General features: G+C 59.7%; 20 protein-coding genes, 5 tRNA genes and 1 pseudogene. 7 read left to right on the top strand and 19 right to left on the bottom strand.

All coding sequences use genetic code 11. The features are described from left to right. Positions 1 to 205 precede the first annotated feature (205 nt). From EYC95_RS05990 to leuC, 6 genes are all read right to left on the bottom strand, one after another. A complete protein-coding gene (locus EYC95_RS05990; RefSeq protein WP_131059539.1) occupies positions 206 to 1,216 on the bottom strand; it encodes an aspartate-semialdehyde dehydrogenase in 1,011 nt (336 codons plus the stop codon). A 252-nt stretch (positions 1,217 to 1,468) separates the two neighbouring features. Continuing rightward, positions 1,469 to 2,581, bottom strand: coding sequence for an aspartate-semialdehyde dehydrogenase (gene asd, locus EYC95_RS05985; RefSeq protein ID WP_054052925.1), 1,113 nt, complete (start codon positions 2,579 to 2,581; stop codon positions 1,469 to 1,471). A 69-nt stretch (positions 2,582 to 2,650) separates the two neighbouring features. Further along, positions 2,651 to 3,733: a 3-isopropylmalate dehydrogenase gene (gene leuB, locus EYC95_RS05980; RefSeq protein WP_131059538.1), complete on the bottom strand. Its 1,083-nt coding sequence runs from the start codon at positions 3,731 to 3,733 to the stop codon at positions 2,651 to 2,653. A 51-nt stretch (positions 3,734 to 3,784) separates the two neighbouring features. Next, a complete protein-coding gene (locus EYC95_RS05975) occupies positions 3,785 to 4,552 on the bottom strand; it encodes a class I SAM-dependent methyltransferase (RefSeq protein ID WP_131059537.1) in 768 nt (255 codons plus the stop codon). Positions 4,553 to 4,712: 160 nt separating this feature from the next. Next, on the bottom strand, positions 4,713 to 5,357 hold the full coding sequence (gene leuD / locus EYC95_RS05970) for a 3-isopropylmalate dehydratase small subunit (protein WP_131059536.1): 645 nt from the start codon (positions 5,355 to 5,357) through the stop codon (positions 4,713 to 4,715). A gap of 11 nt (positions 5,358 to 5,368) precedes the next feature. Continuing rightward, entirely contained in the window at positions 5,369 to 6,787 is a 1,419-nt protein-coding gene (gene leuC / locus EYC95_RS05965; RefSeq protein ID WP_131059535.1) for a 3-isopropylmalate dehydratase large subunit, read from the bottom strand. A gap of 147 nt (positions 6,788 to 6,934) precedes the next feature. Between leuC and EYC95_RS05960 the strand changes: the two genes are divergently transcribed. Together EYC95_RS05960 and EYC95_RS05955 are read left to right on the top strand one after the other, a co-directional pair. Continuing rightward, positions 6,935 to 7,825 (top strand): LysR family transcriptional regulator, encoded by an 891-nt coding sequence (locus EYC95_RS05960; protein ID WP_131059534.1) that lies wholly within the window; start codon positions 6,935 to 6,937, stop codon positions 7,823 to 7,825. Between the two features lie 65 nt (positions 7,826 to 7,890). After that, the gene (locus tag EYC95_RS05955; protein WP_131059533.1) at positions 7,891 to 11,169 is read left to right on the top strand and encodes a PAS domain S-box protein; all 3,279 of its coding nucleotides are present in this window, start codon (positions 7,891 to 7,893) and stop codon (positions 11,167 to 11,169) included. A gap of 229 nt (positions 11,170 to 11,398) precedes the next feature. Here the strand turns inward: EYC95_RS05955 and EYC95_RS05950 are convergent, their stop codons facing one another. From EYC95_RS05950 to gltX, 10 genes are all read right to left on the bottom strand, one after another. Next, positions 11,399 to 11,842: an Hsp20 family protein gene (locus EYC95_RS05950; protein WP_131059532.1), complete on the bottom strand. Its 444-nt coding sequence runs from the start codon at positions 11,840 to 11,842 to the stop codon at positions 11,399 to 11,401. Positions 11,843 to 11,961: 119 nt separating this feature from the next. Continuing rightward, the gene (locus EYC95_RS05945) at positions 11,962 to 12,921 is read right to left on the bottom strand and encodes a tRNA-dihydrouridine synthase (RefSeq protein ID WP_131059531.1); all 960 of its coding nucleotides are present in this window, start codon (positions 12,919 to 12,921) and stop codon (positions 11,962 to 11,964) included. A gap of 168 nt (positions 12,922 to 13,089) precedes the next feature. Further along, positions 13,090 to 13,539, bottom strand: coding sequence for a thioesterase family protein (locus tag EYC95_RS05940; RefSeq protein ID WP_131059530.1), 450 nt, complete (start codon positions 13,537 to 13,539; stop codon positions 13,090 to 13,092). 48 nt (positions 13,540 to 13,587) lie between these two features. Then, positions 13,588 to 14,421, bottom strand: coding sequence for an alpha/beta fold hydrolase (locus tag EYC95_RS05935; RefSeq protein ID WP_131059529.1), 834 nt, complete (start codon positions 14,419 to 14,421; stop codon positions 13,588 to 13,590). A 31-nt stretch (positions 14,422 to 14,452) separates the two neighbouring features. Further along, on the bottom strand, positions 14,453 to 14,992 hold the full coding sequence (locus EYC95_RS05930; RefSeq protein WP_008028313.1) for a TetR/AcrR family transcriptional regulator: 540 nt from the start codon (positions 14,990 to 14,992) through the stop codon (positions 14,453 to 14,455). A gap of 183 nt (positions 14,993 to 15,175) precedes the next feature. After that, positions 15,176 to 15,251 (bottom strand) — tRNA-Glu (locus tag EYC95_RS05925). 80 nt (positions 15,252 to 15,331) lie between these two features. Then, positions 15,332 to 15,407 (bottom strand) — tRNA-Ala (locus tag EYC95_RS05920). A gap of 53 nt (positions 15,408 to 15,460) precedes the next feature. Then, a tRNA-Glu gene (locus EYC95_RS05915) sits at positions 15,461 to 15,536 on the bottom strand. A gap of 79 nt (positions 15,537 to 15,615) precedes the next feature. Beyond that, positions 15,616 to 15,691 (bottom strand) — tRNA-Ala (locus EYC95_RS05910). Between the two features lie 239 nt (positions 15,692 to 15,930). Beyond that, positions 15,931 to 17,412 carry a glutamate--tRNA ligase gene (gltX, locus tag EYC95_RS05905; protein ID WP_131059528.1) on the bottom strand — a complete coding sequence of 494 codons (1,482 nt, stop codon included), beginning with the start codon at positions 17,410 to 17,412 and terminating at the stop codon, positions 15,931 to 15,933. A gap of 220 nt (positions 17,413 to 17,632) precedes the next feature. Between gltX and EYC95_RS05900 the strand changes: the two are divergent. Next, positions 17,633 to 17,823 (top strand): annotated as a pseudogene (locus EYC95_RS05900) (HlyD family secretion protein); the annotation flags it as partial. 186 nt (positions 17,824 to 18,009) lie between these two features. Here EYC95_RS05900 and uvrB read toward each other — a convergent pair. Then, positions 18,010 to 20,025: an excinuclease ABC subunit UvrB gene (uvrB, locus tag EYC95_RS05895; RefSeq protein WP_131059527.1), complete on the bottom strand. Its 2,016-nt coding sequence runs from the start codon at positions 20,023 to 20,025 to the stop codon at positions 18,010 to 18,012. Positions 20,026 to 20,376: 351 nt separating this feature from the next. Between uvrB and EYC95_RS05890 the strand changes: the two genes are divergently transcribed. Then, on the top strand, positions 20,377 to 21,573 hold the full coding sequence (locus tag EYC95_RS05890) for an amino acid aminotransferase (protein ID WP_131059526.1): 1,197 nt from the start codon (positions 20,377 to 20,379) through the stop codon (positions 21,571 to 21,573). A 237-nt stretch (positions 21,574 to 21,810) separates the two neighbouring features. Beyond that, on the top strand, positions 21,811 to 22,020 hold the full coding sequence (locus EYC95_RS05885; protein ID WP_131059525.1) for a hypothetical protein: 210 nt from the start codon (positions 21,811 to 21,813) through the stop codon (positions 22,018 to 22,020). Here the strand turns inward: EYC95_RS05885 and EYC95_RS05880 are convergent. Then, entirely contained in the window at positions 22,017 to 22,247 is a 231-nt protein-coding gene (locus tag EYC95_RS05880; RefSeq protein WP_131059524.1) for a hypothetical protein, read from the bottom strand. The genes EYC95_RS05885 and EYC95_RS05880 overlap by 4 nt on opposite strands. A gap of 227 nt (positions 22,248 to 22,474) precedes the next feature. Here EYC95_RS05880 and EYC95_RS05875 point away from each other — a divergent pair. Continuing rightward, a tRNA-Asn gene (locus EYC95_RS05875) sits at positions 22,475 to 22,550 on the top strand. A 120-nt stretch (positions 22,551 to 22,670) separates the two neighbouring features. On the opposite strand, the gene EYC95_RS05870 is transcribed toward EYC95_RS05875, so the two are convergent. Then, entirely contained in the window at positions 22,671 to 24,188 is a 1,518-nt protein-coding gene (locus tag EYC95_RS05870; protein ID WP_131059523.1) for a nucleobase:cation symporter-2 family protein, read from the bottom strand. A gap of 254 nt (positions 24,189 to 24,442) precedes the next feature. Here EYC95_RS05870 and EYC95_RS05865 point away from each other — a divergent pair, with 254 nt between their 5' ends. Then, positions 24,443 to 24,724: a BrnT family toxin gene (locus tag EYC95_RS05865; protein ID WP_131059522.1), complete on the top strand. Its 282-nt coding sequence runs from the start codon at positions 24,443 to 24,445 to the stop codon at positions 24,722 to 24,724. The last annotated feature ends 3 nt before the right edge of the window (positions 24,725 to 24,727 follow it).

The raw sequence follows: 24,727 nt of genomic DNA, 5'->3' as shown, positions 1-24,727 counted from the left end.
CTCATCCTTTGTTTGAACATTCCTCGGCCAGCGAGAAGGTGTTGATAGCCGCTGCCGTAAGGCATTGCGCGCGGCGACGAAGGGTCGTCACGCGCGATCATTTCATTCATGCCCCGGAAAGCCCCGCAGGGTGGCTCGCCATCAGCAATCCGGCCAAGCATAACGCTCGACCGGACTCATTCGAAAAATTGTTGCCAAGTATCTTTTACAGCAGGTCTTTTATCAACAATTCAGCCACCTGCACAGCATTGAGCGCGGCGCCTTTGCGTACGTTATCTGACGTCAGCCACACATTAAGTTCCGACGGGTCGTCGATACCTTGGCGAACCCGACCAACGTAAACCACGTCCTGCCCTACCGCATCGCCTACCGCTGTCGGGTAATCGCCGGCTTCCACCAGCTCGATACCCGGCGCGTCTTCCAGTGCCGCGTTGACTTTTGCCAGGTCGACAGCGCTCGCTGACTGCAAGGTCACGCTAAAGCTATCGCCAAAAAACACCGGGGCTTGAATGCAAGTGACGGAAATCTTTAATAAAGGCAGAGCCATGACCTGACGCAGCTCACGCACCAGGCGTTTTTCCAACAGCGTGTGGCCCTGTTCATCAGGCTTGCCGACCTGAGCCAACAGGTTGAACGCCATTTGCCGATCGAAAAAGGTCGGCTCCAGCGGGCGCACGTTGAGCAGCTCGGCGGTTTGCCGTGCCAGCTCGGTCACTGCTTCGCGGCCCTGGGCGGAGACGGCCAGGCTGGCGGTCAGGTTGATGCGTTGCAGGTCGAGCAAACCGAGCAACGGCGCCAGCACCACGGCCAGCGTCGTGGCCGACGGGCTAGGGCTGCTGACCTGGAACGGTTTTTTCAGACCGGCGAGGATGTCGGCGTTGGCTTCCGGCACCACTTGCGGCGCCTGATCGGCCGGCAAGGCGCCGGACAGGTCGATCAGCGAGCAACCGGCGGCGGTGGCGCGCGAGGCGAAACTCAGGGTTACTGCCGGGCCGGCCGCGAAGAACACCAGCTGGACTTTGCTGAAGTCGAATTCGTCGACTTCACGCACCCGCACGTTCTTGCCGCGAAACGGCACCGAATGCCCGGCGGATTCGCTGCTGGCCAGCAGGTGCAGGTTACCGACCGGGAAGTCGCGCTCTTCGAGAATCTGCACGAGTGTTTCGCCGACAGTACCGGTGGCGCCGATCACGGCAATATCAAAGGACTGGCTCATGGTTCTACCTCTGGCGAAACGGGGGGAGCGGCACTTTACCGGGTGGGGGGCATGCAGGCAATTCGGCTGGGGATTTGTGGTGATTACACCGGCCTCTTCGCGGGCAAGCCTCGCTCCTACAGTTATGTGGACGCCCGGATCCCTTGTAGGAGCGAGGCTTGCCCGCGAAGAGGCCCTCACTGACGACACACCGGGCAAAAAAAAAAACCCGCACCTCTTTCAAGGTGCGGGTTCTTTCATTACTTCAATCGATCAACGCTCAAGCAGGATCCGCAGCATACGACGCAGCGGTTCGGCCGCGCCCCACAGCAGCTGGTCGCCAACGGTGAACGCGCCGACGTACTGCGTGCCCATGTTCAGCTTGCGCAGACGGCCAACCGGTACGTTCAGGGTGCCGGTGACTTTCGTCGGGCTCAGTTCCTGAATGCTGGCTTCGCGGTTATTCGGCACCAGTTTGACCCAAGGGTTGTGCTGGCTGATCAGCCCTTCGATGTCGGCGATCGGCACGTCTTTGTTCAGCTTGATGGTCAGCGCCTGGCTGTGGCAGCGCATGGCGCCGATGCGCACGCAGATGCCATCGACCGGGATCGGGCTCTTGAAGCGACCGAGGATCTTGTTGGTTTCGGCCTGAGCCTTCCACTCTTCGCGGCTCTGACCGTTTGGCAGTTCCTTGTCGATCCACGGGATCAGGCTGCCGGCCAGCGGTACCCCGAAGTTTTCGGTCGGGTACGCGTCGCTGCGCATGGCTTCGGCGACACGGCGGTCGATGTCGAGGATCGCGCTGGCCGGGTCGGCCAGTTGATCGGCGACAGCGGCGTGGGTCGCGCCCATTTGCTTGATCAGTTCACGCATGTTCTGCGCGCCGGCCCCGGAGGCCGCCTGATAGGTCATGGCACTCATCCACTCGACCAGCCCGGCTTCGAACAGACCGCCCAGGCCCATCAGCATCAGGCTGACGGTGCAGTTGCCGCCGATGTAGTTCTTGGTGCCCGCGTCGAGCTGCTGGTCGATGACCTTGCGGTTCACCGGGTCCAGCACGATCACCGCGTCATCCTGCATGCGCAGGCTGGAAGCGGCGTCGATCCAGTAACCCTGCCAGCCGGCTTCGCGCAGTTTCGGGAAGACTTCGCTGGTGTAGTCGCCACCCTGGCAGGTCAGAATCACGTCGAGGGTTTTCAGCTCTTCAATGCTGTAAGCGTCCTTGAGCGGAGCAATGTCCTTGCCCACGGACGGGCCTTGGCCACCGACATTGGAAGTGGTGAAAAACACCGGCTCAATAAGATCGAAATCCTGCTCTTCCAGCATCCGCTGCATGAGCACGGAACCGACCATACCGCGCCAACCGATCAGACCTACACGTTTCATCGCAACTACACCTTCTTTAAAAAGTGGGCCGCTGCTTTCAAGAGTGAAAGTGGCAGCGGGCCCGAGAGATTACAGATTCCGCAGAGCGGCGACTACTGCGTCACCCATTTCCTGCGTACCGACTTTAGTGCAACCGGCCGACCAGATGTCGCCCGTGCGCAAGCCCTGGTCCAAAACCAGACTGACGGCCTTCTCGATGGCATCGGCCGCATCCTGCAGATTGAAGCTGTAACGCAGCATCATCGACACCGACAGAATGGTCGCCAACGGGTTGGCAATGCCTTTGCCGGCAATGTCCGGCGCCGAACCGTGGCACGGCTCGTACATGCCTTTGTTGTTGGTATCCAGCGACGCCGACGGCAGCATGCCGATGGAACCGGTGAGCATCGATGCCTGGTCGGACAAGATGTCGCCAAACAGGTTGTCGGTGACGATCACGTCGAATTGCTTCGGTGCACGCACCAGCTGCATGGCGGCGTTGTCGACGTACATGTGGCTCAGTTCGACTTCAGGGTAATCCTTGGCCACTTGCTCGACGATTTCACGCCACAACTGGCTGGAAGCCAGTACGTTGGCCTTGTCCACCGAGCACAGCTTCTTGCCGCGCACCATGGCCATGTCGAAACCGACACGGGCGATGCGGCGGATTTCGCTTTCGCTGTACGGCAGGGTGTCATAGGCCTGACGCTCGCCGTTTTCCAAGGTGCGGGTACCACGCGGTGTGCCGAAGTAGATGCCGCCGGTCAGCTCACGGACGATCAGGATGTCCAGGCCAGCCACGATTTCAGGCTTCAGGCTCGAGGCTTCAGCCAGTTGCGGATACAGGATCGCCGGACGCAGGTTGCCGAACAGGCCCAGTTGCGCACGAATTTTCAGCAGGCCGCGCTCAGGGCGGATGTCACGTTCGATGGTGTCCCATTTCGGGCCGCCCACGGCGCCCAGCAATACCGCCTCGGCAGCGCGTGCGCGAGCCAGGGTTTCGTCGGCCAGCGGCACGCCGTGCTTGTCGATGGCGGCGCCACCGATCACGTCGTGGCTCAGCTCGAAGCCCAGGCTGTATTTGTCATTGGCCAATTCCAGCACCTTGACCGCTTCGGCCATGATTTCCGGGCCAATACCGTCACCTGGGAGAATCAGAATCTGCTTGCTCATGCTTTCCTCATGTCATCAGTCGGTGTGCCCGCAGGCACACCCGGAAAAATTCTATCGTTCTGCCATCAGCACCAGCACATCTGTACTGAACGAACCATCGGCCTCGATCTCGAAATATTCGCGCACTTCATTGCCCATGGACTGCTGCAACTCGCGGATCGCCGCGCGCATCACCTCTGGCGTGCGCATGCGCTCGACCCAGCTGTTGTATTCCAGACGCAGGCGCTGCCGGGTGGTGCTGCGGGTATGCAACCCCGCTTCGCTGACCTGACGCAACCACTCACCGGCGGAATAATCGCGCACATGGCTGGTGTCGCGCAGCACTTCGACGCTTTGCAGGTAAGTGTCGAACAACGGACTGCCCGGTGACAACACGTCGACGAACGCCGCCACGCCACCCGGTTTCAGCACCCGGCGCACTTCGCGCAGGGCCAGGCCGAGATCGCTCCAATGGTGCGCCGAGTAACGGCTGAACACGAAGTCGAACTCGCCGTCGGCGAAGGGCAGCCGCTCAGCGGCGCCGAGGACCGTGGTCACATTGCTTAAACCACGGTCGACAGCGGCGGCGGCGACCACGTCGAGCATCTGTTGGGACAGGTCGTACGCCACAACCTCCTTGACCAGCGAGGCCACGTGAAAACTGACGTGACCGGCACCGCAACCCAGGTCCAGCACCCGTGCATCGCCCTGCCCGGCCAGTTCTGCCTGTAGCAGCGCGAATTCGGTGCCTTGAGCGTGTACGGCGCTGCTCAGATAGGCCGAGGCCTGTTCACCGAATTGCTTTTGGACTACCTGACTGTGCTGGGCGGTGCTGGTCATCGGGACTTCCTTTTTTAGGGTGAGTCTTGTGGTGTCTGGGCGGGCCTCTTCGCGGGCAAGCCTCGCTCCTACAGGGGCGAGGCTAGCTCTCGATCCTGTAGGAGCGAGCGATGCGGCGATCCGACTTGCCCGCGAAGGCGTCATCACGCCTTACGCAAATTCAAGCGTCGCGAAACAACCACGGTTGGCTGGCACGGTGCTTGGCTTCAAACGTCGCAATCGCCTCGTGGTCCATCAACGTCAGGCCGATATCGTCCAGACCATTGAGCAAGCAGTGCTTGCGAAACGCATCAATCTCAAAGCTCAACACTTTGCCATCCGGACGGGTCACGGTCTGGGCCTGCAGGTCAACCTGCAACTGATAACCCGGAGTACCTTCAACCTGCTGGAACAGCTCATCCACGTCGGCATCGCTCAAGATGATCGGCAGCAAGCCGTTCTTGAAGCTGTTGTTGAAGAAGATGTCGGCGTAGCTCGGCGCGATGATGCTGCGCAAACCGTACTCTTCCAGGGCCCACGGCGCGTGCTCACGACTGGAGCCGCAACCGAAGTTCTCGCGGGCCAGCAGCACACTGGCGCCTTGATAACGCTCGGCGTTGAGAACGAAGTCCTTGTTCAACGGGCGTTTCGAGTTGTCCTGATACGGCTGCCCGACATCCAGGTAGCGCCACTCATCGAACAGGTTCGGGCCGAAACCCGTGCGCTTGATCGACTTCAAGAACTGCTTCGGGATGATCTGGTCGGTGTCGACGTTGGCACGATCCAAAGGCGCGACAAGACCAGTGTGCTGGGTAAAAGCTTTCATGCTGCGCTCCTTTAGATCAATTCACGGACGTCGACGAAACGACCGTTTACAGCGGCGGCGGCGGCCATGGCCGGGCTCACGAGGTGGGTACGGCCACCGGCGCCCTGACGGCCTTCGAAGTTGCGGTTGGAGGTCGACGCGCAATGCTCGCCCGACTCCAAACGGTCCGGGTTCATCGCCAGGCACATCGAGCAACCCGGCTCGCGCCACTCAAAACCCGCCTCGAGGAAAATCTTGTCCAGGCCTTCCGATTCAGCCTGAGCCTTCACCAGACCCGAGCCCGGCACCACGATGGCCTGCTTGATGGTCGAAGCGACTTTGCGGCCCTTGGCGATCACGGCGGCAGCGCGCAAATCTTCGATTCGCGAGTTGGTGCAGGAGCCGATGAATACGCGGTCCAGCTGGATATCGGTGATCGCCTGATTGGCGGTCAAGCCCATGTACTTCAAGGCGCGTTCGATGGAGCCACGCTTGACCAGGTCCATTTCCTTCGAAGGGTCCGGCACGTTCTGGTCCACGGCCAGCACCATTTCAGGCGAAGTGCCCCAGCTGACTTGCGGTTTGATCCGGGTGGCGTCGAGCTCGACGATAGTATCGAACTGGGCGTCTTTATCGGTCACCAGGTCTTTCCAGGCTTCGACCGCCAAGTCCCACTCCGCGCCTTTCGGGGCGAAAGGACGGCCCTTCACATAGGCCACGGTTTTTTCGTCAGCGGCCACCAGCCCTACGCGAGCGCCGGCCTCGATGGACATGTTGCAGATGGTCATGCGGCCTTCGACCGACAGATCACGGATCGCGCTGCCGGCGAACTCGATGGCATGGCCGTTACCGCCGGCGGTGCCGATCTTGCCGATCACGGCGAGAACGATGTCCTTGGCCGTCACGCCGAACGGCAATTTGCCTTCGACCGACACCCGCATATTCTTCATCTTTTTGGCGACCAGGCACTGAGTGGCGAGCACGTGCTCGACCTCGGAAGTGCCGATACCGTGAGCCAGAGCGCCAAAAGCGCCATGGGTCGAGGTGTGGGAGTCGCCGCAGACCACGGTCATGCCCGGCAAGGTTGCGCCCTGCTCCGGGCCGATGACGTGGACGATGCCTTGGCGCACGTCGTTCATCTTGAACTCGACGATGCCATATTCATCACAGTTGTCGTCGAGGGTCTGAACCTGCAAACGCGAGACCTCGTCGGCAATGGCTTCGATGCCGCCCTTGCGCTCCGGGGTGGTCGGTACGTTGTGGTCCGGGGTCGCGATGTTGGCATCGATGCGCCAAGGCTTGCGCCCGGCCAGACGCAGGCCTTCAAAGGCTTGCGGCGACGTCACTTCGTGGATGATGTGACGATCGATGTAAATCAGCGCGGAGCCATCGTCGCGCTGTTTGACCAAGTGCGAATCCCAGAGCTTGTCGTAGAGCGTTTTGCCGGCCATCAGACGGTTCCTCATCAGCGTATTTCTATGCCCCGGGTCTTGAGACATTCAATAACCCTTTGGCTTGTGAGGTCGATCCTAGGGGGTTACATTAAATAACTCAAATTCATATTTTTTATGCTTTGGATAACCAACTGGAATACCGAAATGGACCTTGCCAACCTCAATGCCTTTATCGCGATTGCCGAGACCGGAAGCTTCTCTGGCGCGGGAGAACGCCTGCATCTGACGCAGCCGGCGATCAGCAAGCGCATCGCCGGGCTGGAGCAGCAATTGAAGGTGCGGCTGTTCGATCGCCTGGGCCGTGAAGTTGGGCTGACCGAAGCGGGTCGCGCCCTGTTGCCTCGGGCCTATCAGATTCTCAATGTGCTGGATGACACCCGCCGCGCCCTGACCAACCTGACCGGCGAAGTGACCGGTCGCTTGACGCTGGCCACCAGTCACCACATTGGCTTGCACCGTTTACCGCCCTTATTAAGGGAGTTCACCCGACGCTACCCACAAGTGGCGCTGGATATTCAGTTCCTCGATTCGGAAGTGGCCTACGAAGAAATTCTCCATGGTCGCGCCGAACTGGCCGTCATCACCCTGGCGCCGGAGCCCCACGCATTGGTCAAGGCCACACCGGTGTGGGACGACCCGCTGGATTTCGTGGTCGCCCCGGAGCATTCACTGGTCAGCAACGGTGCGGTCAGCCTGGCGGACATCGCCCTGCACCCGGCGGTGTTCCCTGGCGGCAACACCTTTACTCACCACATCGTCCATCGGTTGTTCGAAGCCCAAGGCCTGACGCCGAACATCGCCATGAGCACCAATTACCTGGAAACCATCAAGATGATGGTGTCGATCGGCCTGGCCTGGAGCGTGTTGCCACGCACCATGCTCGATGATCAAGTTGCACGAATACCTTTACCGGGCATACAACTGACTCGCCAGCTAGGCTATATCCTGCACACCGAACGGACGCTGTCGAATGCGGCACGGGCCTTCATGGCTCTGCTGGATGCACAAATCGATCTGCCAGGGACTCAAGGCTAACCTGTTCTACCGCCATGAGCCGCGAATTCCTGTGCCTAACGCCCAATTCAGCCCAAGGCTTGCCAATGCCGAAATCTGTTGACCGTATTCCGCCGATGCCCCGTATTCAGGCGCTTGACCCGAAACGGTCCGAGCAGAGCTGGGAAAGCGCACCGCAGTTGCTGGCCGCTCTCAATGGCGCGCGTCTGGGCGCCTGGTATTGGGACATCGAGCGCGGGCAGATCAGCTGGTCGCGGGGTACTCAGGCGTTGTTCGGCTTCGATCCCCGGCAACCGTTGCCGGCCGATCTGGAATACCTCGACTTGCTGCCCCCGGAGGATCGGGCAAAAACCATCCGCGCCTTTCATGCCGTGATTGCCGGCGCCCCACTGGAACAGGCGATGCACCACCGCATTCGCTGGCCCGACGGCAGCCTGCACTGGCTGGAGATCAACGGCAGCCTGCTGCCGGACAAGCACGGCCGGCCACGGATGATCGGGGTCATTCGCGAGATCACCCACCAACGCCAGCGGGAACAGGCGCTGAGCAGCTCGGAAAAACGCTTCGCCACGCTGTTTCACCTGTGCCCGAACATGGTGTTGCTGACCCGCCAGGAAGACGGCCTGATTACCGAAGCCAACCAGTATTTCGAAAGCCTGTTCGGCTGGCCGGTGCAGGACGCGATTGGCCGAACCACCGTTGAACTGGGTCTCTGGGTGCATCCGGAACAACGGGACGTGCTGGTTAAAGCGACCAAAGCCAAGGGCGAACTCATCAGCATGGAGGTGCAGTTTCGCGCCAGCAATGGCCAGATCCACGACGGCATCCTCAGCGCACAGAAAGTCGAACTCGAAGGCCAGCCGTACCTGCTGAGCACTTTCCTCGACACCACTGAACGCAAAGCCGCCGAACACGCGCTGAAAGACAGCCAGGAACGCCTCGACCTGGCGCTGGATTCGGCGCAACTCGGCACCTGGGACTGGCACATTCCCAGCGGCATGCTGTACGGCTCGGCGCGGGCCGCGCAGTTGCACGGGCTGGAGGCCATACCCTTCCACGAGTCCTTCGACGCGTTTTTCGAAGGCGTGCCCTATGAAGAACGCGGCACCATGCGCGACGCTTACCGCAGCCTGCGCGAAGGACCGGCCGGCAATTATCAACTGACCTATCGCGTGCAACTGGCGGACGGCAGTTCACGCTACCTGGAAAGCCGCGCCCGCCTCTACCGCGATGAAAACGGCACGCCGCTGCGCATGGCCGGCACCCTGCTGGACATCACCGACCAGGTCGAACGTGAGCAGCGGCTGGTGACCTCGGAAGAGAAATTCGCCACGCTGTTCCAGGTGAGCCCTGACCCGATCTGCGTCACGCGCCAGGACACCGGCCAGTTCATCGAGATCAATTCCAGCTTCACCCAAACCTTTGGCTGGAGCGCCGACGAGGTGATTGGTCGCAGCGCCGACGAGATCGGCTTGTGGGACGCTTCGGCGAAAAGCCTGCAACGGATCGAGCAGGTCATCCGCGAACAGGGCCTGAATAATGTAGCGATCGTCGCCCAGCACAAAGACGGGCAGTCCCTGACTTGCGTGATTTCCAGCCGGCAAATCAGCGTCGGCGAACAGCCGTGCATCGTCACCACCCTGCGCGACATCACCCAGCAGCAACGTTCCGAAGCCGCTCTGAAGGCCAGCGAAGAGAAGTTTGCCAAGGCGTTCCACTCGAGCCCCGACGCGATCACCATCACCGAGCGCGATACCGGTCGCTACCTGGAGGTCAACGATGGTTTCTGCCGCCTGACCGGTTACCGCGCCGACGAAGTGGTCGGCCGCACGGTGTATCAGGTCGGTATCTGGGCCGAAGAGAAACAACGCTCGGCGCTGCTGGCCGAGTTGCAGATCAAGGGCCGAGTGCACCACCAGGAAATGCTCGGCCGCAATAAACGCGGCGAGTTGCTGACCGTCGAAGTCTCGGTGGAGCCGATCACCCTCAACGAGACCGCGTGCCTGTTGCTGACCGCCCGGGACGTCAGCCTGCTGAAGAATGCCGAAGCGCAGATCCGTCACCTGGCCTACCACGACCCGCTGACCAACCTGCCGAACCGCGCGCTGTTGATGGATCGCCTGAGCCAGCAGATTGCCCTGCTCAAGCGCCACAACCTGCGCGGCGCGTTACTGTTCCTCGACCTCGATCACTTCAAGCACATCAACGATTCCCTCGGTCACCCGGTGGGCGACACGGTGCTGAAAATCATCACGGCTCGCCTTGAAGCCAGCGTGCGCATGGAAGACACCGTGGCGCGCCTGGGTGGCGACGAATTTGTGGTGCTGCTCAGCGGCCTCGAGGGCTCGCGCAACGAAGTCAGCGCCCAGGTCAGTGACCTGGCCGACACCTTGCGCGAACTGTTGTCGGAGCCGATGTTCCTCGACGGCCAGCGCCTGCAAGTCACGCCGAGCATCGGCATCGCGCTGATTCCCGACCACGGCTCGACGCCGACCGACCTGCTCAAACGTGCCGACATCGCGCTTTACCGCGCCAAGGACTCAGGTCGGAACACCGCGCAGATGTACCACAACACCATGCAGAAGGCGGCGAGCGAGCGCCTGCGCATGGAAACCGACCTGCGCCTGGCCCTTTCACGGGGCGAATTTCATGTGCATTACCAACCCCAGGTCGACGCCCAGGGCAACCGCATTGTCGGCGCCGAAGCGCTGGTGCGCTGGGACCATCCGGAACTCGGCCCGCAATCGCCCACCGAGTTCATCAAGGTGCTGGAGGACAGCGGGCTGATTCTGGAAGTCGGTACCTGGATCATCGATGAGGCCTGCGCGGCCTTCAAAAAACTGATCACAAAAGGCTTAATCAACCCGCTCAGCTTCAGCCTGTGCGTCAACATCAGCCCGAGGCAATTTCGTCAAAACGATTTCGTCGAACGCATCGAACACAGCCTCAGCAGCCACGGCCTGCCCTGCTCTCTGCTGAAACTGGAAATCACCGAAGGCATCGTCATCCAGAACCTGGAAGACACCATCAACAAAATGCGCAGCCTGAAAAAACTCGGCGTGAGTTTTGCGATGGACGACTTCGGCACCGGTTACTCCTCGCTGACCTACCTCAAGCGCCTGCCCGTCGACACCCTGAAAATCGACCAGTCGTTCATCCGCGATGCCACTACCGACCCCAACGACGCCGAAATCATCCGCGCCATCGTGGCCATGGCCCGCAGCCTGGAACTGAAAGTGATCGCCGAAGGGGTGGAGACGCCGGAGCAGCTGGAGTTTTTGCAGGGGCTGGGGTGCCATTTCTATCAGGGGTATCTGCACAGCCGGCCGTTGTCGGTGGAGGAGTTCCAGAAACTCCTCAAGTAACACGGGCCCTTTAGCAGCTGCCCTGTGGCGAGGGGATTTATCCCCGTTCGGCTGCGAAGCAGTCGTCAATCCTGCAAGCTCTATGCGCCTGAAGGAATGTAGAGGGCTGCTTCGCAACCCAACGGGGATAAATCCCCTCGCCACAGGGCAGCTGCAAGTCGTGCGTCGAGCGCGAGATGATTGGTACAAAAAAGGGCGCCAATGGCGCCCTTTTCATTGCTCTGGCTTGTTACTGCAGAGCTGGTTTTTGCGTGCCGTTGATCGGGATGCGTTTGGCTTTTGCCTCTTCCGGCACGATGCGCAGCAGGTCGATACTCAGCAGACCGTTGCGCAAGTCAGCGGCCTTGATCTCGATGTGATCGGCCAGGCGGAACGACAACTTGAACGCGCGCTGGGCGATGCCCTGGTGCAGGAACGTCACGCCTTCAGTCGCGTCGCGTTTGCCACCACTGATGGTCAGCACACCTTTCTCGACTTGCAGGTCCAGGTCTTCTTCCTGGAAACCGGCCGCGGCCACGACGATGCGGTATTGATCATCACCGTGTTTTTCAACGTTGTAGGGTGGGTAGGTGCTGCCTGGCTCGTTGCGCAGGGCGGTTTCGAACAGGTCGTTGAAACGGTCGAAGCCTACCGAGGAACGGAACAGTGGGGCCAGGGAAAATGCAGTAGTCATGGCTCAAATCTCCTGAAAACAATCAGCAAGGTTTTTTGTCTCCGCGACCCGTATTCGGCATCGCGTAATCCTTAGATAGGGATCGCTGATTGCTTTTCAAGAGAATATTTGCAGATTTTTTAGGCCGCTTCAGCCACCTGAAGACCCAGCAAACGCGAGACCTGATCCAGCTCAGTCTCTCGACGCAGGACGGTGAACAGCTCGACCGCTTCAGGATAATTGCGGGTCAGCATTGCCAGCCATTGCTTCAAACGACCCGGCGATTGGCGTGCTGTCATCTGCGCCTTGGCTTGCAACCAGAAGTCCTGAATCAGTGGTAGCAACTCTGCCCACGTCATCTCGACCACTTCTTCACCGGCCCGTGCCGCTGCAATTTGCCGGGCCAGGTCCGGACGCGAAACCAGGCCGCGACCGAGCATGATGTCCTCCACGCCGCTGATTTCGCGGCAACGGCGCCAGTCCTCAACGCTCCAGATATCGCCATTGGCGAACACCGGAACCTTGACCACTTCCTGCACGCGAGGGATCCATTCCCAGTGAGCAGGCGGCTTATAACCGTCGGTTTTGGTCCGCGCGTGAACCACGATGTGCGCCGCGCCGCCTTCGGCCAGCGCGGTTGCGCAGACCAGCGAACCGTCCGGGCTGTCGAAACCCAGACGCATTTTTGCCGTGACCGGAATGTGCGCAGGCACAGCGCGGCGCACGTGTTCAACGATTTCGTTGAGCAGTTCAGGTTCTTTAAGCAGGACGGCGCCGCCACGGGACTTGTTGACAGTCTTGGCCGGGCAGCCGAAGTTCAGGTCGATAACCTCGGAACCCAATTCACAAGCCAGCGCGGCGTTTTCTGCCAGGCACACCGGATCGGAACCGAGCAACTGCACCCGCAGCGGCACGCCGGACGCCGTGCGGGCGCCGGTCAACAATTCCGGGCCGAACTTGTGGTAATAGGCAGGCGTGAGCAGTTGATCGTTGATCCGAATGAACTCGGTCACGCACCAATCGATACCGCCCACACGGGTCAGCACGTCCCGCAGGATGTTGTCGACCAACCCTTCCATGGGCGCCAAAGCAATTTGCATGAAAAACACACTCAACGAAAAACGTGCGGCAGTTTACTGGATTGCGCGGGAAATCTGCAGAACATCGCAGATTCCCCCTGAGGGAGCGAGCCTGCTCGCGATAGCGGTGCATCAGCCGCATCACTGTTGGCTGACACACCGCTATCGCGAGCAGGCTCGCTCCCACATTTAGATTTTGGTCGTATCGAACACCTGCAACGCCGGGCCGTAGCCTTCGATGAACTCGGCCGGCATGCGCTTGGGCTTGCCCGTCGACAGCTCGATGCAGACGAAGGTGGTTTGCGCACGCAGCAACGTGGTGTTGTCGCTGGGGCGCTTCAACTGGAAGTGTCGGGTCATTTTCAGACGCTGATCCCAGTCGACAATCCAGGTTGCCAATTGCAGCCCGTCGCCTTCATAGGCGGCGGCCAGATAATCGATCTCATGCCGCACTACCGCCATTGCCCGATCCAGCCGACGGTATTCGACCAGGTCCAGGCCCAGCCGCTGCGAGTGGCGCCAGGCGCAACGTTCGAGCCAGGTCACGTACACCGCGTTGTTCGCGTGCCCCAGCCCGTCGATGTCCTCGGCGCCGACTTCCAGATCAATGATAAATGGCGTTGCCCGATCCCAGCCCATGCCCCACTCCCGGTCAGATGATGTCGACCGGGGCAGTGTAACGGATGCTTATGCCGATTGGCGCGATTGCAGACTGCGACCGGCCAGCAGTGACAGCACGCCATCAATTACCCGAGGATCCGCCAGCACGCGCTGATGACCGCCCTCTTCCAGGCGTAACAGCCGGCTGTCGAACCAAGCCTCGTTGATCAACTGGGATTCCTTGACCGGGACGAAGTTGTCATCTTCGGCATGGACGATCAGGCCGGGCATGTCGAGCTGGTAGTGCGCAACATCGAGCGTGGCAGCGCGCATGCCGACGTCTTTCTCGACCTGACGAATGAATGCCGAACGCGCTTTGGGCGGCAGCCGCACATAACGGGCAAAGCCGCGCAACACGCCAAGAATCCGCGCTGGTGCAGCGATGGTGACCAGGGTTTCGGTGCGCAAGCCCAGCTGCACGGCGAGCATCGCACTGGCGCCGCCCATGGAGTGACCGATGACCGCTTGGAGCGGCGGCAACTCGGCAGCCGCTTCGAGCATGGCCCTGGCAAACAGCACGACATTCGCTTCGTTACCCGGCGAACGGCCATGAGCCGGACCGTCCAGCGCTACGACCGAATAGCCGGCATCGACCAGCGCCGTGATGAGACTCGCAAACTGCGTCGGCCGGCCTTCCCAACCGTGCATCAGCAACACGGCAGGACCTTGCCCCCAGCGCAACGCCGAGAGGCCGAAGCGCAAGGTGATTCGTTCGGATTTTGCCAGCAGCGGCAACTCCCAATCACGCGGCGGCAAGTCCCGCGGCGTCATGAACGCCAGTCGCATTATACTCGCGACCAGTTTCGGTGCGAACCAGCCCAAGGTGCCATTAACGCCACGAACCCACTTCAACGTGTTCATCGCTCTCACTCCTCAGGCCAATGCCTTCAGGTCATAGCACCGCCGACTTGGCGGCGCGCAGCAATCGATCGGACAACTCTCCTGGCCCCAGCGCCCGTGCCAGAGCCAGACCACCGACCATCAACGCCATGTCGGCCAAGGCTTTGTCGGTGTCTTCCGGGCTGGCCGCCAACTGCGCGACCATCATTTCCACATGCTCATTCAACGCCACGCGAAACGCGTCCGGCAGGCGACCCAGCTCACCGACAGATGCCGGGATCGGGCACGCCGACTCAGAAGAATCACGGTGTTTGCGCGACAGATAAAACGCAGCCACCAACGCGCGACGTTCTTCGCCGGTCAGTTCGGCGTCCATGTCGGCGATCAAGCCACGGCGGTGACCGAGCAGTTGCTTGAACGCTTCCAGCATCATGGCGTCCTTGCTTTCGAAGTGTGCATAGAAGCCGCCAACCGTCAGGCCGGCTGCGCCCATCACTTCGCCCACGCTCGGTTCGGCAGGGCCACGCTGAATCAGCGCTGCGCTGGCGGCCTTGAGAATGCGTTCGCGGGTTTGAGCTTTTTTATCGTTCATCGTTGCCTCCGAATATTACGACTAGAATATTATTCTCATAATAATTTTCCGCAAGTCGTGGATGTGACCGCTGGTCTGAAGAACAGTTTGAAAGAAATGGGGGAATTGGCCAAACGCCAGACAAACAAAAGGGCCATTCAATAATTGAATGACCCTTATAAAATCCCGCAGAGCGGGTAATCGTGGCGTCCCCTAGGGGACTCGAACCCCTGTTACCGCCGTGAAAGGGCGGTGTCCTAGGCCACTAGACGAAGGGGACGCAAAACCTTCTATACAACTGATCAGTGCTGAGAGCTGATCGATTCAAGGCCGGTGTGGCCAGACCTTGAACTGTAAAATTGGTGGAGCTAAACGGGATCGAACCGTTGACCTCTTGCATGCCATGCAAGCGCTCTCCCAGCTGAGCTATAGCCCCGGATTTTTCGCCTCGCGGCGGAGCGACATTTTGCAACATCGCTTCTGTAAAACTGGCGTCCCCTAGGGGACTCGAACCCCTGTTACCGCCGTGAAAGGGCGGTGTCCTAGGCCACTAGACGAAGGGGACGCAAACCCTTCTATACAACAGATCAACGCTGAGTGCTGATCGCTTCAAGGCCTGTGTGGCCAGGCCTTGAAGTGTAAATTGGTGGAGCTAGACGGGATCGAACCGTCGACCTCTTGCATGCCATGCAAGCGCTCTCCCAGCTGAGCTATAGCCCCTCATCGCTGAGGACGGGGCGAATCTTAATGGCGCTTCGGAAAGCTGTCAAACTTATTTTTAACAATTTCCAAAATTTTTTGTCGCCATAACAATCACTTACCGCCCTCCCCCCATAAATCCGGGGTATACCTACATCTGTAGGAGCCAGGCTTGCCGGCGAATGAGACACCTCGGTGTGTCTGACACACCGCATCATCGTTCTTCGCGAGCAAGCAACGCTCCTACAGAACCGTGGTGATCAGGCGATGTTGCCCAGAAGTTTTTCCCACTCCTTGTTTTCCTTCTTCGACACGCCGCCCAACAGATCGATGGCCTGGCGCAGACGGAAACGGGTCAAGTCCGGGCCGAGGATTTCCATCGCATCAAGCACCGATACCGAGCTGGCCTGGCCCGTGATCGCGGCGAACATCAGCGGCATGGCATCACGCAGCTTCAGCTCGAGGGATTCGACCACCGCCTGAATCGTCGCAGTGATGCTGTCTTTCTCCCACTGACGCAGGCTTTCCAGCTTCCACAGAATCAGTTGCATCAGCTGACGCACCTGATCGCCCGAAAGCTTCTTCGATTCGAACAGCTTGGCATCCGGGTTCACGCCACCGGCGAAGAAGAAACCGGCCAGCGGTGCAACCTGGCTAAAAGTTTCGACGCGGCCCTGCACGTGCGGCGCGATCTTCATCATGTATTCAGGGTTGAGTGCCCAGGTTTGCAGGCGCGAAGCGAACTCTTCCACCGGCAGATCACGCAGCCATTGGCCGTTGAGCCACGACAGTTTCTCGATGTCGAAAATCGGCCCGCCGAGGGAGACGCGGCTCAGGTCGAAGTGGTCGACCATTTCCTGCAGCGAGAACTTCTCGCGCTCGTCCGGCATCGACCAGCCCATGCGGCCGAGGTAGTTGAGCATCGCTTCCGGCATGAAGCCCATGCGCTCGTAGAACGTCACCGAGGTCGGGTTCTTGCGCTTGGACAGCTTGCTCTTGTCCGGGTTACGCAACAGCGGCATGTAGCACAACTCCGGTTGTTCCCAGCCGAAGTACTCATAAAGCAGGATCAGTTTCGGCGCCGATGGCAGCCACTCTTCACCGCGCAGCACGTGGGTGATGCCCATCAGGTGGTCGTCGACCACGTTGGCCAGGAAGTACGTCGGCAGGCCGTCGGTCTTCATCAACACTTGCATGTCCATGCGATCCCACGGGATCTCGACATCGCCACGCAGCATGTCCGGCACCACGCAAACGCCTTCGCTCGGCACTTTCATGCGGATCACGTGTGGCTCGCCGGCGGCCAGTCGGGAAGCGACTTCTTCCTTGGACAGCAACAGCGCACGGCCGTCGTAACGCGGGGTTTCGCCACGGGCCATTTGCTCGGCGCGCATCTGGTCCAGTTCTTCGGCGGTGCAGAAGCACGGGAAGGCGTGGCCCATTTCGACCAGCTGCCGGCAGTATTTCTGATAGATGTCGCCGCGCTCGCTTTGACGGTACGGGCCGTGCGGGCCACCAACGTCCGGGCCTTCGCTCCAGTCGATACCCAACCAGCGCAGGGCATCGAAAATCTGCTGTTCGGACTCGCGGGTCGAGCGCAATTGGTCGGTATCTTCGATGCGCAGGATGAACTCACCGCCATGCTGCTTGGCAAAGCAGTAGTTGAACAAAGCGATGTAAGCGGTACCTACGTGGGGGTCCCCGGTAGGCGATGGCGCGATGCGCGTGCGGACGGTGGTCATGGCAAGTCTCGAAATGAAGATAAAACAAAGGGCGAATGGTAACAGGCGACAGCCGCCCGGCTCCAGTCAGCAGGGCATTTAAGCCAAGGTTGCGTCTACAACGGGCCTGAACCGCGATGAATGATGGACTATCAGCCGATGACATTTACCCACTACCGACTGTATGTCAGATTCACCTGCTGATAACTTTCCTTACAATTTCTCGCCTACAGTCTGCCCCATGCCTGCCCAACTCAAGCGTCGCCTGTTTATTTTCCTGTTGATCGTCCTGCTGATTGCCGGGGGCTTTTTTGCCCAAAGGTTCTTCAAGGGACGGTTTTATGAAAGCACCGACAACGCCTATGTCCAAGGCGAGATCACCCGTGTCTCGAGCCAATTGGCGCGCGCATCGATCAGGTGCTGGTGCAGGACAGGTGTTGTTGACCAAGACGTTGCCGGCGGGGTTGAAGACTGGGGAAGCGCACTAGCTGAAAATTGTGGTGTTTTGTCGGACGCCTTCGCAGGCAAGCCCGCTCCCACATTTGACCGTGTCCGCCCGGACACCTTGATCTAATGTGGGGCTTGCTCGCGAAGAGGCCCATATAGCCCATGCAAATCTCAGACAGTAATCAACCGCTCCCGCAACTTGGTAATTTCGTCACGCATCTGCGCCGCGGCTTCGAATTCCAGGTCGCGGGCGAGCTGGTACATCTTCTCTTCCAGCGCCTTGATACGCCTGGCGACTTCCCCCGGCGATCGCAATTCGGCTTCGTACTTGGCGCTTTCTTCAGCGGCCTTGGCCATGCCTTTGCGCTTCTTGCTGCGCGAACCGGGCACGGTGGCGCCTTCCATGATGTCGGCCACATCCTTGAACACCCCTTTGGGCGTGATGCCGTTGGCCAGGTTGAACGCAATCTGCTTGTCGCGACGACGCTCGGTTTCGCCAATCGCCCGCTCCATGGAACCGGTGATGCGATCCGCGTAGAGAATCGCCCGACCATTGAGGTTACGTGCCGCACGGCCAATGGTCTGGATCAGCGAACGCTCGGACCGCAGGAATCCTTCCTTGTCCGCATCCAGGATCGCCACCAGCGAGACTTCCGGCATGTCCAGGCCTTCGCGCAGCAGGTTGATCCCCACCAACACATCGAAGGTGCCCAGACGCAAATCGCGGATGATTTCCACCCGCTCGACCGTGTCGATGTCCGAGTGCAGGTAACGCACGCGCACGCCGTGGTCAGCCAGGTAATCGGTCAAGTCTTCGGACATGCGTTTGGTCAGGGTCGTGACCAGCACCCGCTCCTCCAGCGCCACGCGCTTGCCGATTTCCGAAAGCAGATCGTCGACCTGGGTCAGCGCCGGGCGGATTTCAATTTGAGGGTCCACCAGGCCAGTCGGACGCACCAGTTGCTCGACCACTCGACCGGCGTGTTCCGCCTCGTAATTGCCCGGCGTGGCCGAAACAAAGATCGTCTGCGGGCTGATGTTTTCGAACTCGTCGAAACGCATCGGTCGGTTATCCAGCGCTGACGGCAGGCGGAAGCCGTATTCCACAAGCGTCTCTTTACGGGACCGGTCGCCCTTATACATGGCGCCGACCTGCGGCACGCTGACGTGGGACTCGTCGATCACCAGCAAGGCATCGGCCGGCAGGTAATCAAACAAAGTCGGCGGTGCCTGCCCGGAATCACGACCCGACAGATAGCGCGAGTAGTTTTCGATGCCGTTGCAGTAACCCAGTTCGAGGATCATCTCCAGGTCGAAACGGGTGCGCTGCTCCAGGCGCTGGGCTTCAACGAGTTTATTGTTGGAACGCAGGTAATCCAGGCGCTCCTGCAATTCGACCTTGATCCCTTCGACGGCGCCCAGCAGGGTTTCCCGTGGCGTCACGTAGTGGCTTTTCGGATAGAAGGTGAAGCGCGGCAACTGACGGGTCACTTCGCCGGTCAACGGATCGAACGCGGAAATCTTCTCGACTTCATCGTCGAAGAGTTCGATGCGGATTGCTTCAAAGTCGGATTCCGCCGGATGGATATCGATCACATCGCCGCGCACCCGGAACGTTGCCCGGGCAAAATCCATGTCGTTGCGGGTGTATTGCAGGTCTGCCAGGCGGCGCAGCAACGCGCGCTGATCGAGCTTGTCACCGCGATCCACGTGCAGAACCATCTTCAAATAGGTTTCCGGACTGCCCAGACCGTAGATGCACGACACCGTGGTGACGATGATCGCATCTTTGCGCTCCAGCAGCGCTTTGGTCGCGGACAGCCGCATCTGCTCAATGTGGTCGTTGATCGAGGCGTCCTTCTCGATGAAGGTGTCCGAAGACGGCACATAAGCTTCGGGCTGGTAGTAGTCGTAGTAGGAAACGAAGTACTCGACGGCGTTGTTCGGGAAGAACGCCTTGAACTCACCGTACAACTGCGCGGCCAGGGTCTTGTTTGGCGCCAGCACCAGGGTTGGACGTTGCACCTGGGCGATCACGTTGGCGATGCTGAAGGTCTTGCCAGAGCCGGTCACACCGAGCAACGTCTGGTGCGCCAGGCCGGCTTCGATGCCCTCGACCATCAGGCGGATGGCTTCCGGTTGATCGCCGGCGGGCTGGAAGCGGGTGACTAGCTGGAATTCAGACATGCATACCTCTCGATTCTCGAAGCAGGGTATCGCGCCAGCGCGGTCAAACCGGCAGCAACGAGAAAGGCCGCAAACGACTCACGTCGCCCGAGGAAAAAACTGGATTGTGCTCAATGTGGTGCCGATTGCCCGCGCTTTCAAGGCAAACGTCCTACATCCCTTGAAGTCTTTGATGCCGACATTCGACTAACGGTCGAAAAATAATCGAAAAAACTTAACCTAAAAGCCGAATCGTCTGTCGCCATCAATCGCAGATGGCCTCTATACTAGCTCCCCGTTTGTGCACCGCTCTAGTGCATTCGGCTGGAGCGCGACACGTCCCTCCACACTCCATTCAGAGCCGCCGCAAAAATGAGCCTGTTCTCCGCTGTCGAAATGGCACCACGCGATCCAATCCTGGGCCTCAACGAAGCATTCAACGCCGATCCACGTACCACCAAGGTCAACCTGGGGGTCGGTGTTTACTGCAACGAGGAGGGGCGAATTCCACTCCTGCGCGCCGTTGTCGAAGCCGAGACGATTCGCGTCGCTCAACACGCGTCCCGTGGCTACTTGCCGATCGATGGCATTGCCGCCTACGACCAGGCTGTGCAGAAACTGCTGTTCGGCAATGACTCGCCATTGATCGCCGCTGGCCGCGTCATCACCACCCAGGCCGTTGGCGGCACCGGCGCACTGAAAATCGGCGCCGACTTCCTCAAGCAACTGCTGCCGAACGCCATCGTGGCGATCAGCGACCCGAGCTGGGAAAACCACCGCGCCCTGTTCGAAACCGCGGGTTTCCCGGTGCAGAACTACCGTTACTACGATGCCGCGACCCACGACGTTAACCGTGCCGGCCTGCTCGAAGACCTGAACGCCCTGCCGTCCGGCTCGATCGTTGTGCTGCACGCGTGCTGCCACAACCCGACCGGCGTGGACCTCAGCCCTGCGGACTGGAAAAACGTGCTGGACGTGGTGAAGGCCAAAGGTCACGTACCTTTCCTCGACATGGCCTACCAGGGCTTTGGCGATGGCATCGACGAAGACGCCGCGGCCGTACGCCTGTTCGCTGAGTCGGGCCTGACCTTCTTCGTCTCCAGCTCGTTCTCCAAATCCTTCTCGCTGTACGGCGAGCGCGTTGGCGCCCTGTCGATCGTCAGCGAATCGAAAGAAGAAAGCGCGCGCGTGCTGTCGCAAGTCAAGCGCGTGATCCGCACCAACTACTCCAACCCGCCGACCCACGGTGCAAGCATCGTTGCTGCTGTGCTGAACAGCCCGGAGCTGCGCACTCAGTGGGAAGAAGAACTGGCGGAAATGCGCCTGCGGATTCGCGGCATGCGCACTCAGATGGTCGACCTGCTGGCGAAAAACGCACCACAACGCGATTTCAGCTTCGTCGGTCGTCAGCGCGGCATGTTCTCCTACTCCGGCCTGACCGTTGAGCAAGTCACCCGCTTGCGCACCGAGTTCGGCATCTACGCCCTGGACACCGGCCGCATCTGCGTGGCGGCGTTGAACCAGAGCAACATCGATGCGGTGACCAAGGCCATCGTTGCGGTGATCTGAGTCCCGTGCGGTACGAAAAACGGGAAGCCTCAGGGCTTCCCGTTTTTTATTTGTCGCAGATAAGTGTCAAAGCGCTATCGGCGCCCTCTAAACTCCACACAACGATGCACCTGTAGGAGCGAGCGGGCGGCGATCCGACTTGCCCGCGAAGCTTTGAGCGTCAGAGAGGACGCCTTCGCGGGCAAGCCTCGCTCCTACAGATTATGTGTACACCTGAGAATTCTGAAGAGAGCCCACATGAAAAACGATGACCTGCGCGCTGAGCGCGATGACTTGGACGACTTGAATGATTTCGCCCCTCGCACCCCGGCCAAACGCGCTAACAACCTGGTGCTGCAAGTGGCCGCTGGCGTATTTCTCGGCGGCCTGGCCTTGTGGCTGGTGCAACTGGCCGCCACGATGCTGTACGCCAAACTGATGCTCGCCACGGTCACGTTCGGCGGTTAAGCCAGTTCGGTGGCACGCTGAGTGGCGGCGTCGTCATAGGCGACGTAGAGCGATTCAGCCACCTGACTCTTGATCGCTTTGGCGCTTTCCAGACCGAGGACGAAGCCTTCAGCCTTGCCGCCCGCGCGATTCAAATCGTCAGCGGTGCTGGCCTGAGTGATTGCGTCGAACAGCTTCTCGGCGTGCGGGCCGACACCTTTGGGCAGGCTGATTTGAGCGATGCTCATGCGAACACCCCATTGTTTTGAAGGGTGAGGATTGGGTGATTCATGGCACGTACCTTTTCGGCGAATGGCCGGCAGCGCGTGTAACCACTTCCGGGCGGCCATGGTAGACCTCTGGGGCGATTCTGGTAACCGCCCATGGCCGATAAACCACCGTCCGTCTCCATGAATCCATCAAGTAGTTAACAGACACTTGACTTCTCTTTTTGAATCAGTAACATACACGCCATTCCGCGATAGCTCAGTTGGTAGAGCAAGTGACTGTTAATCACTGGGTCCCTGGTTCGAGTCCAGGTCGTGGAGCCAGACAGCAAAAATCGAAAAGCCCCTGAATCGAAAGGTTCAGGGGCTTTTTTGTGGCCGACGGAAAATCAAAAGGCCGATCTGTCTAAACAACAGATCGGCCTTCTTTAACCCGTGCGCCTGTCAGACATGCTCACTGCTTTTAGCGTGAACCGCTCGATGTTCGCTCGAATCATGGGCCGCTTCCTCCACCGGGATCTCATTCCCGTCGCAGTCACGCAGTTTGCCTTCGCTGAAGTAATCCCCTTCACGCAACGCTGCCAGGTCCTGGTAACGCAGAACCCGTTCAGTACCGGCTGCAAACACCGATTGTTGATCCGAGTTACCGGCGGTGAGGTGGTTGAAGGTCAGGTTGAGCACGATGGCCATGATCGCCGAGGAACTGATGCCCGAGTGGAAGATCGTGGCGAACCAGCTCGGGAAGTGGTCGTAGAAATTCGGCGCGGCGATCGGGATCATGCCGAAGCCGATGGAGGTGGCGACGATGATCAGGTTGACATTGTTGCGGTAATCAACCTTGGACAGTGTGCGAATGCCACTGGCCGCCACGGTGCCGAACAGCACGATGCCGGCGCCGCCGAGCACCGAGGTTGGTACGGCGGCGATGACCCGGCCCATGAACGGCAGCAGACCGAGGATCACCAGGAACAAGCCGCCGGTGGCGACCACGAAGCGACTCTTGATGCCGGTCACCGCCACCAGCCCGACGTTCTGGGCGAAGGCGCTTTGGGTAAAGGAGCCGAAGATCGGCGCGATCATGCTCGACAGCATGTCAGCACGCAGGCCGTTGCCCAGGCGTTTGGAGTCAACCTTGGTGTCGATGATTTCACCGACGGCGAGGATGTCCGCCGAGGTTTCCACCAGGGTCACCATGACCACGATGCACATCGACAGGATCGCGGCGAAGTGGAACGTCGGCATGCCGAAGTGGAACGGTGTCGGGAAGCCGAACATCGGGCCTTGCGTGACCGACGAGAAATCCGCCATGCCGAGGAACACCGCGATGATCGTGCCGATGACCATCGCCAACAGGATCGACAAACGAGAGATGGTCGCGCTGCCGATCTTGCTCAACAGAAGGACCAGCACCAGCGTCACTGCCGCCAGACCGATGTTCGCCATGCTGCCGAAGTCCGGGGCATGGCTGTTGCCGCCCATGGCCCAGCGTGCGGCCACTGGCATCAGCGTCAGACCGATGGTGGTGATCACAATGCCCGTCACCAGCGGCGGGAAGAACTTGGTGATTCGCGAGAATACCGGTGTGATCAGTAACCCGATCAACGACGCGGCGATCACCGCCCCGAGAATCGACTGAAAGCCGCCCTCCCCGCCGCTGCTGACAATCGCCACCATCGTCGCAACACCCGAGAACGACACACCCTGTACCAGCGGTAACTGACACCCGAAAAACGGTAAACCGAGGGTTTGCAGTAATGTCGCCAAGCCCCCCGCAAACAATGAAGCAGCAATCAACAAACCGATGTCCGCCGGCGAGAGCCCGGCCGCCTGGCCGATGATCAAAGGCACCGCGACGATGCCACCGTACATGGTCAGAACATGTTGCAGGCCGTAAGCCATATTCGCGCCGACCCCGAGGTTTTCGTCCTCAGGCCGTTGGTGTGAAACATGGGGCGTTTTCATGGTTGGGGGGTTCCCTGGTTTTTTGTTATGCGCACACTGTATGCAAGACTCAGGACAAATGTCTATAGAGTTGTATACAACTCACCAGTCAGATTATGGACATGTGTCCATGCTGCCCTTTGGCTGCGCGGTTTCCCATCCAAAAAATCCTGAAACACATCTGGCGTTCGCCTTCTCCCCTGCCCGCTAGTCTTTTGCATTCCAAGCGACCGCCGGCACGGACGCCTCTCGCTTATACATATAAAGTATGCATAATGAAGTCATTCGAAATTCAGTATCACAAGGCAAAAAACGCAGCCAACAAATTAAAGCACCGCGGCATCAGCCTCGCTGAAACAGAACAAGTGTTTTATGACGAACGAGCACTGACGATTCAGGACAACCATCACGATGAACAGCGGTGGATCGTCATGGGAATGGATGCCAAGGCTCGTTTGCTGGTCGTTGCGTACACCTATCGCGATCCGAATTTCGTTCGAATCATTTCCGCGCGCATCGCTAACAAAAACGAGCGTCGCCGCTATATGGAGGATTGACCG

It is taken from the genome of Pseudomonas sp. BGI-2 (assembly GCF_004310295.1).
Lineage (GTDB): Bacteria > Pseudomonadota > Gammaproteobacteria > Pseudomonadales > Pseudomonadaceae > Aquipseudomonas.
This window is presented reverse-complemented; position numbering and strand designations above follow the sequence as displayed.

Coding starts and splice junctions, on each gene's coding strand:
- leuD (WP_131059536.1), bottom strand. CDS start 5,357: ATGAAAGCTTTTACCCAGCACACTGGTCTTGTCGCGCCTTTGGATCGT.
- EYC95_RS05890 (WP_131059526.1), top strand. CDS start 20,377: ATGAGCCTGTTCTCCGCTGTCGAAATGGCACCACGCGATCCAATCCTG.
- EYC95_RS05885 (WP_131059525.1), top strand. CDS start 21,811: ATGAAAAACGATGACCTGCGCGCTGAGCGCGATGACTTGGACGACTTG.
- EYC95_RS05990 (WP_131059539.1), bottom strand. CDS start 1,216: ATGAGCCAGTCCTTTGATATTGCCGTGATCGGCGCCACCGGTACTGTC.
- EYC95_RS05865 (WP_131059522.1), top strand. CDS start 24,443: ATGAAGTCATTCGAAATTCAGTATCACAAGGCAAAAAACGCAGCCAAC.
- EYC95_RS05945 (WP_131059531.1), bottom strand. CDS start 12,921: ATGCAAATTGCTTTGGCGCCCATGGAAGGGTTGGTCGACAACATCCTG.
- EYC95_RS05975 (WP_131059537.1), bottom strand. CDS start 4,552: ATGACCAGCACCGCCCAGCACAGTCAGGTAGTCCAAAAGCAATTCGGT.
- asd (WP_054052925.1), bottom strand. CDS start 2,581: ATGAAACGTGTAGGTCTGATCGGTTGGCGCGGTATGGTCGGTTCCGTG.
- EYC95_RS05930 (WP_008028313.1), bottom strand. CDS start 14,992: ATGAACGATAAAAAAGCTCAAACCCGCGAACGCATTCTCAAGGCCGCC.
- EYC95_RS05935 (WP_131059529.1), bottom strand. CDS start 14,421: ATGAACACGTTGAAGTGGGTTCGTGGCGTTAATGGCACCTTGGGCTGG.
- EYC95_RS05880 (WP_131059524.1), bottom strand. CDS start 22,247: ATGAGCATCGCTCAAATCAGCCTGCCCAAAGGTGTCGGCCCGCACGCC.
- EYC95_RS05955 (WP_131059533.1), top strand. CDS start 7,891: ATGCCGAAATCTGTTGACCGTATTCCGCCGATGCCCCGTATTCAGGCG.
- EYC95_RS05870 (WP_131059523.1), bottom strand. CDS start 24,188: ATGAAAACGCCCCATGTTTCACACCAACGGCCTGAGGACGAAAACCTC.
- leuC (WP_131059535.1), bottom strand. CDS start 6,787: ATGGCCGGCAAAACGCTCTACGACAAGCTCTGGGATTCGCACTTGGTC.
- gltX (WP_131059528.1), bottom strand. CDS start 17,412: ATGACCACCGTCCGCACGCGCATCGCGCCATCGCCTACCGGGGACCCC.
- uvrB (WP_131059527.1), bottom strand. CDS start 20,025: ATGTCTGAATTCCAGCTAGTCACCCGCTTCCAGCCCGCCGGCGATCAA.
- leuB (WP_131059538.1), bottom strand. CDS start 3,733: ATGAGCAAGCAGATTCTGATTCTCCCAGGTGACGGTATTGGCCCGGAA.
- EYC95_RS05950 (WP_131059532.1), bottom strand. CDS start 11,842: ATGACTACTGCATTTTCCCTGGCCCCACTGTTCCGTTCCTCGGTAGGC.
- EYC95_RS05940 (WP_131059530.1), bottom strand. CDS start 13,539: ATGGGCTGGGATCGGGCAACGCCATTTATCATTGATCTGGAAGTCGGC.
- EYC95_RS05960 (WP_131059534.1), top strand. CDS start 6,935: ATGGACCTTGCCAACCTCAATGCCTTTATCGCGATTGCCGAGACCGGA.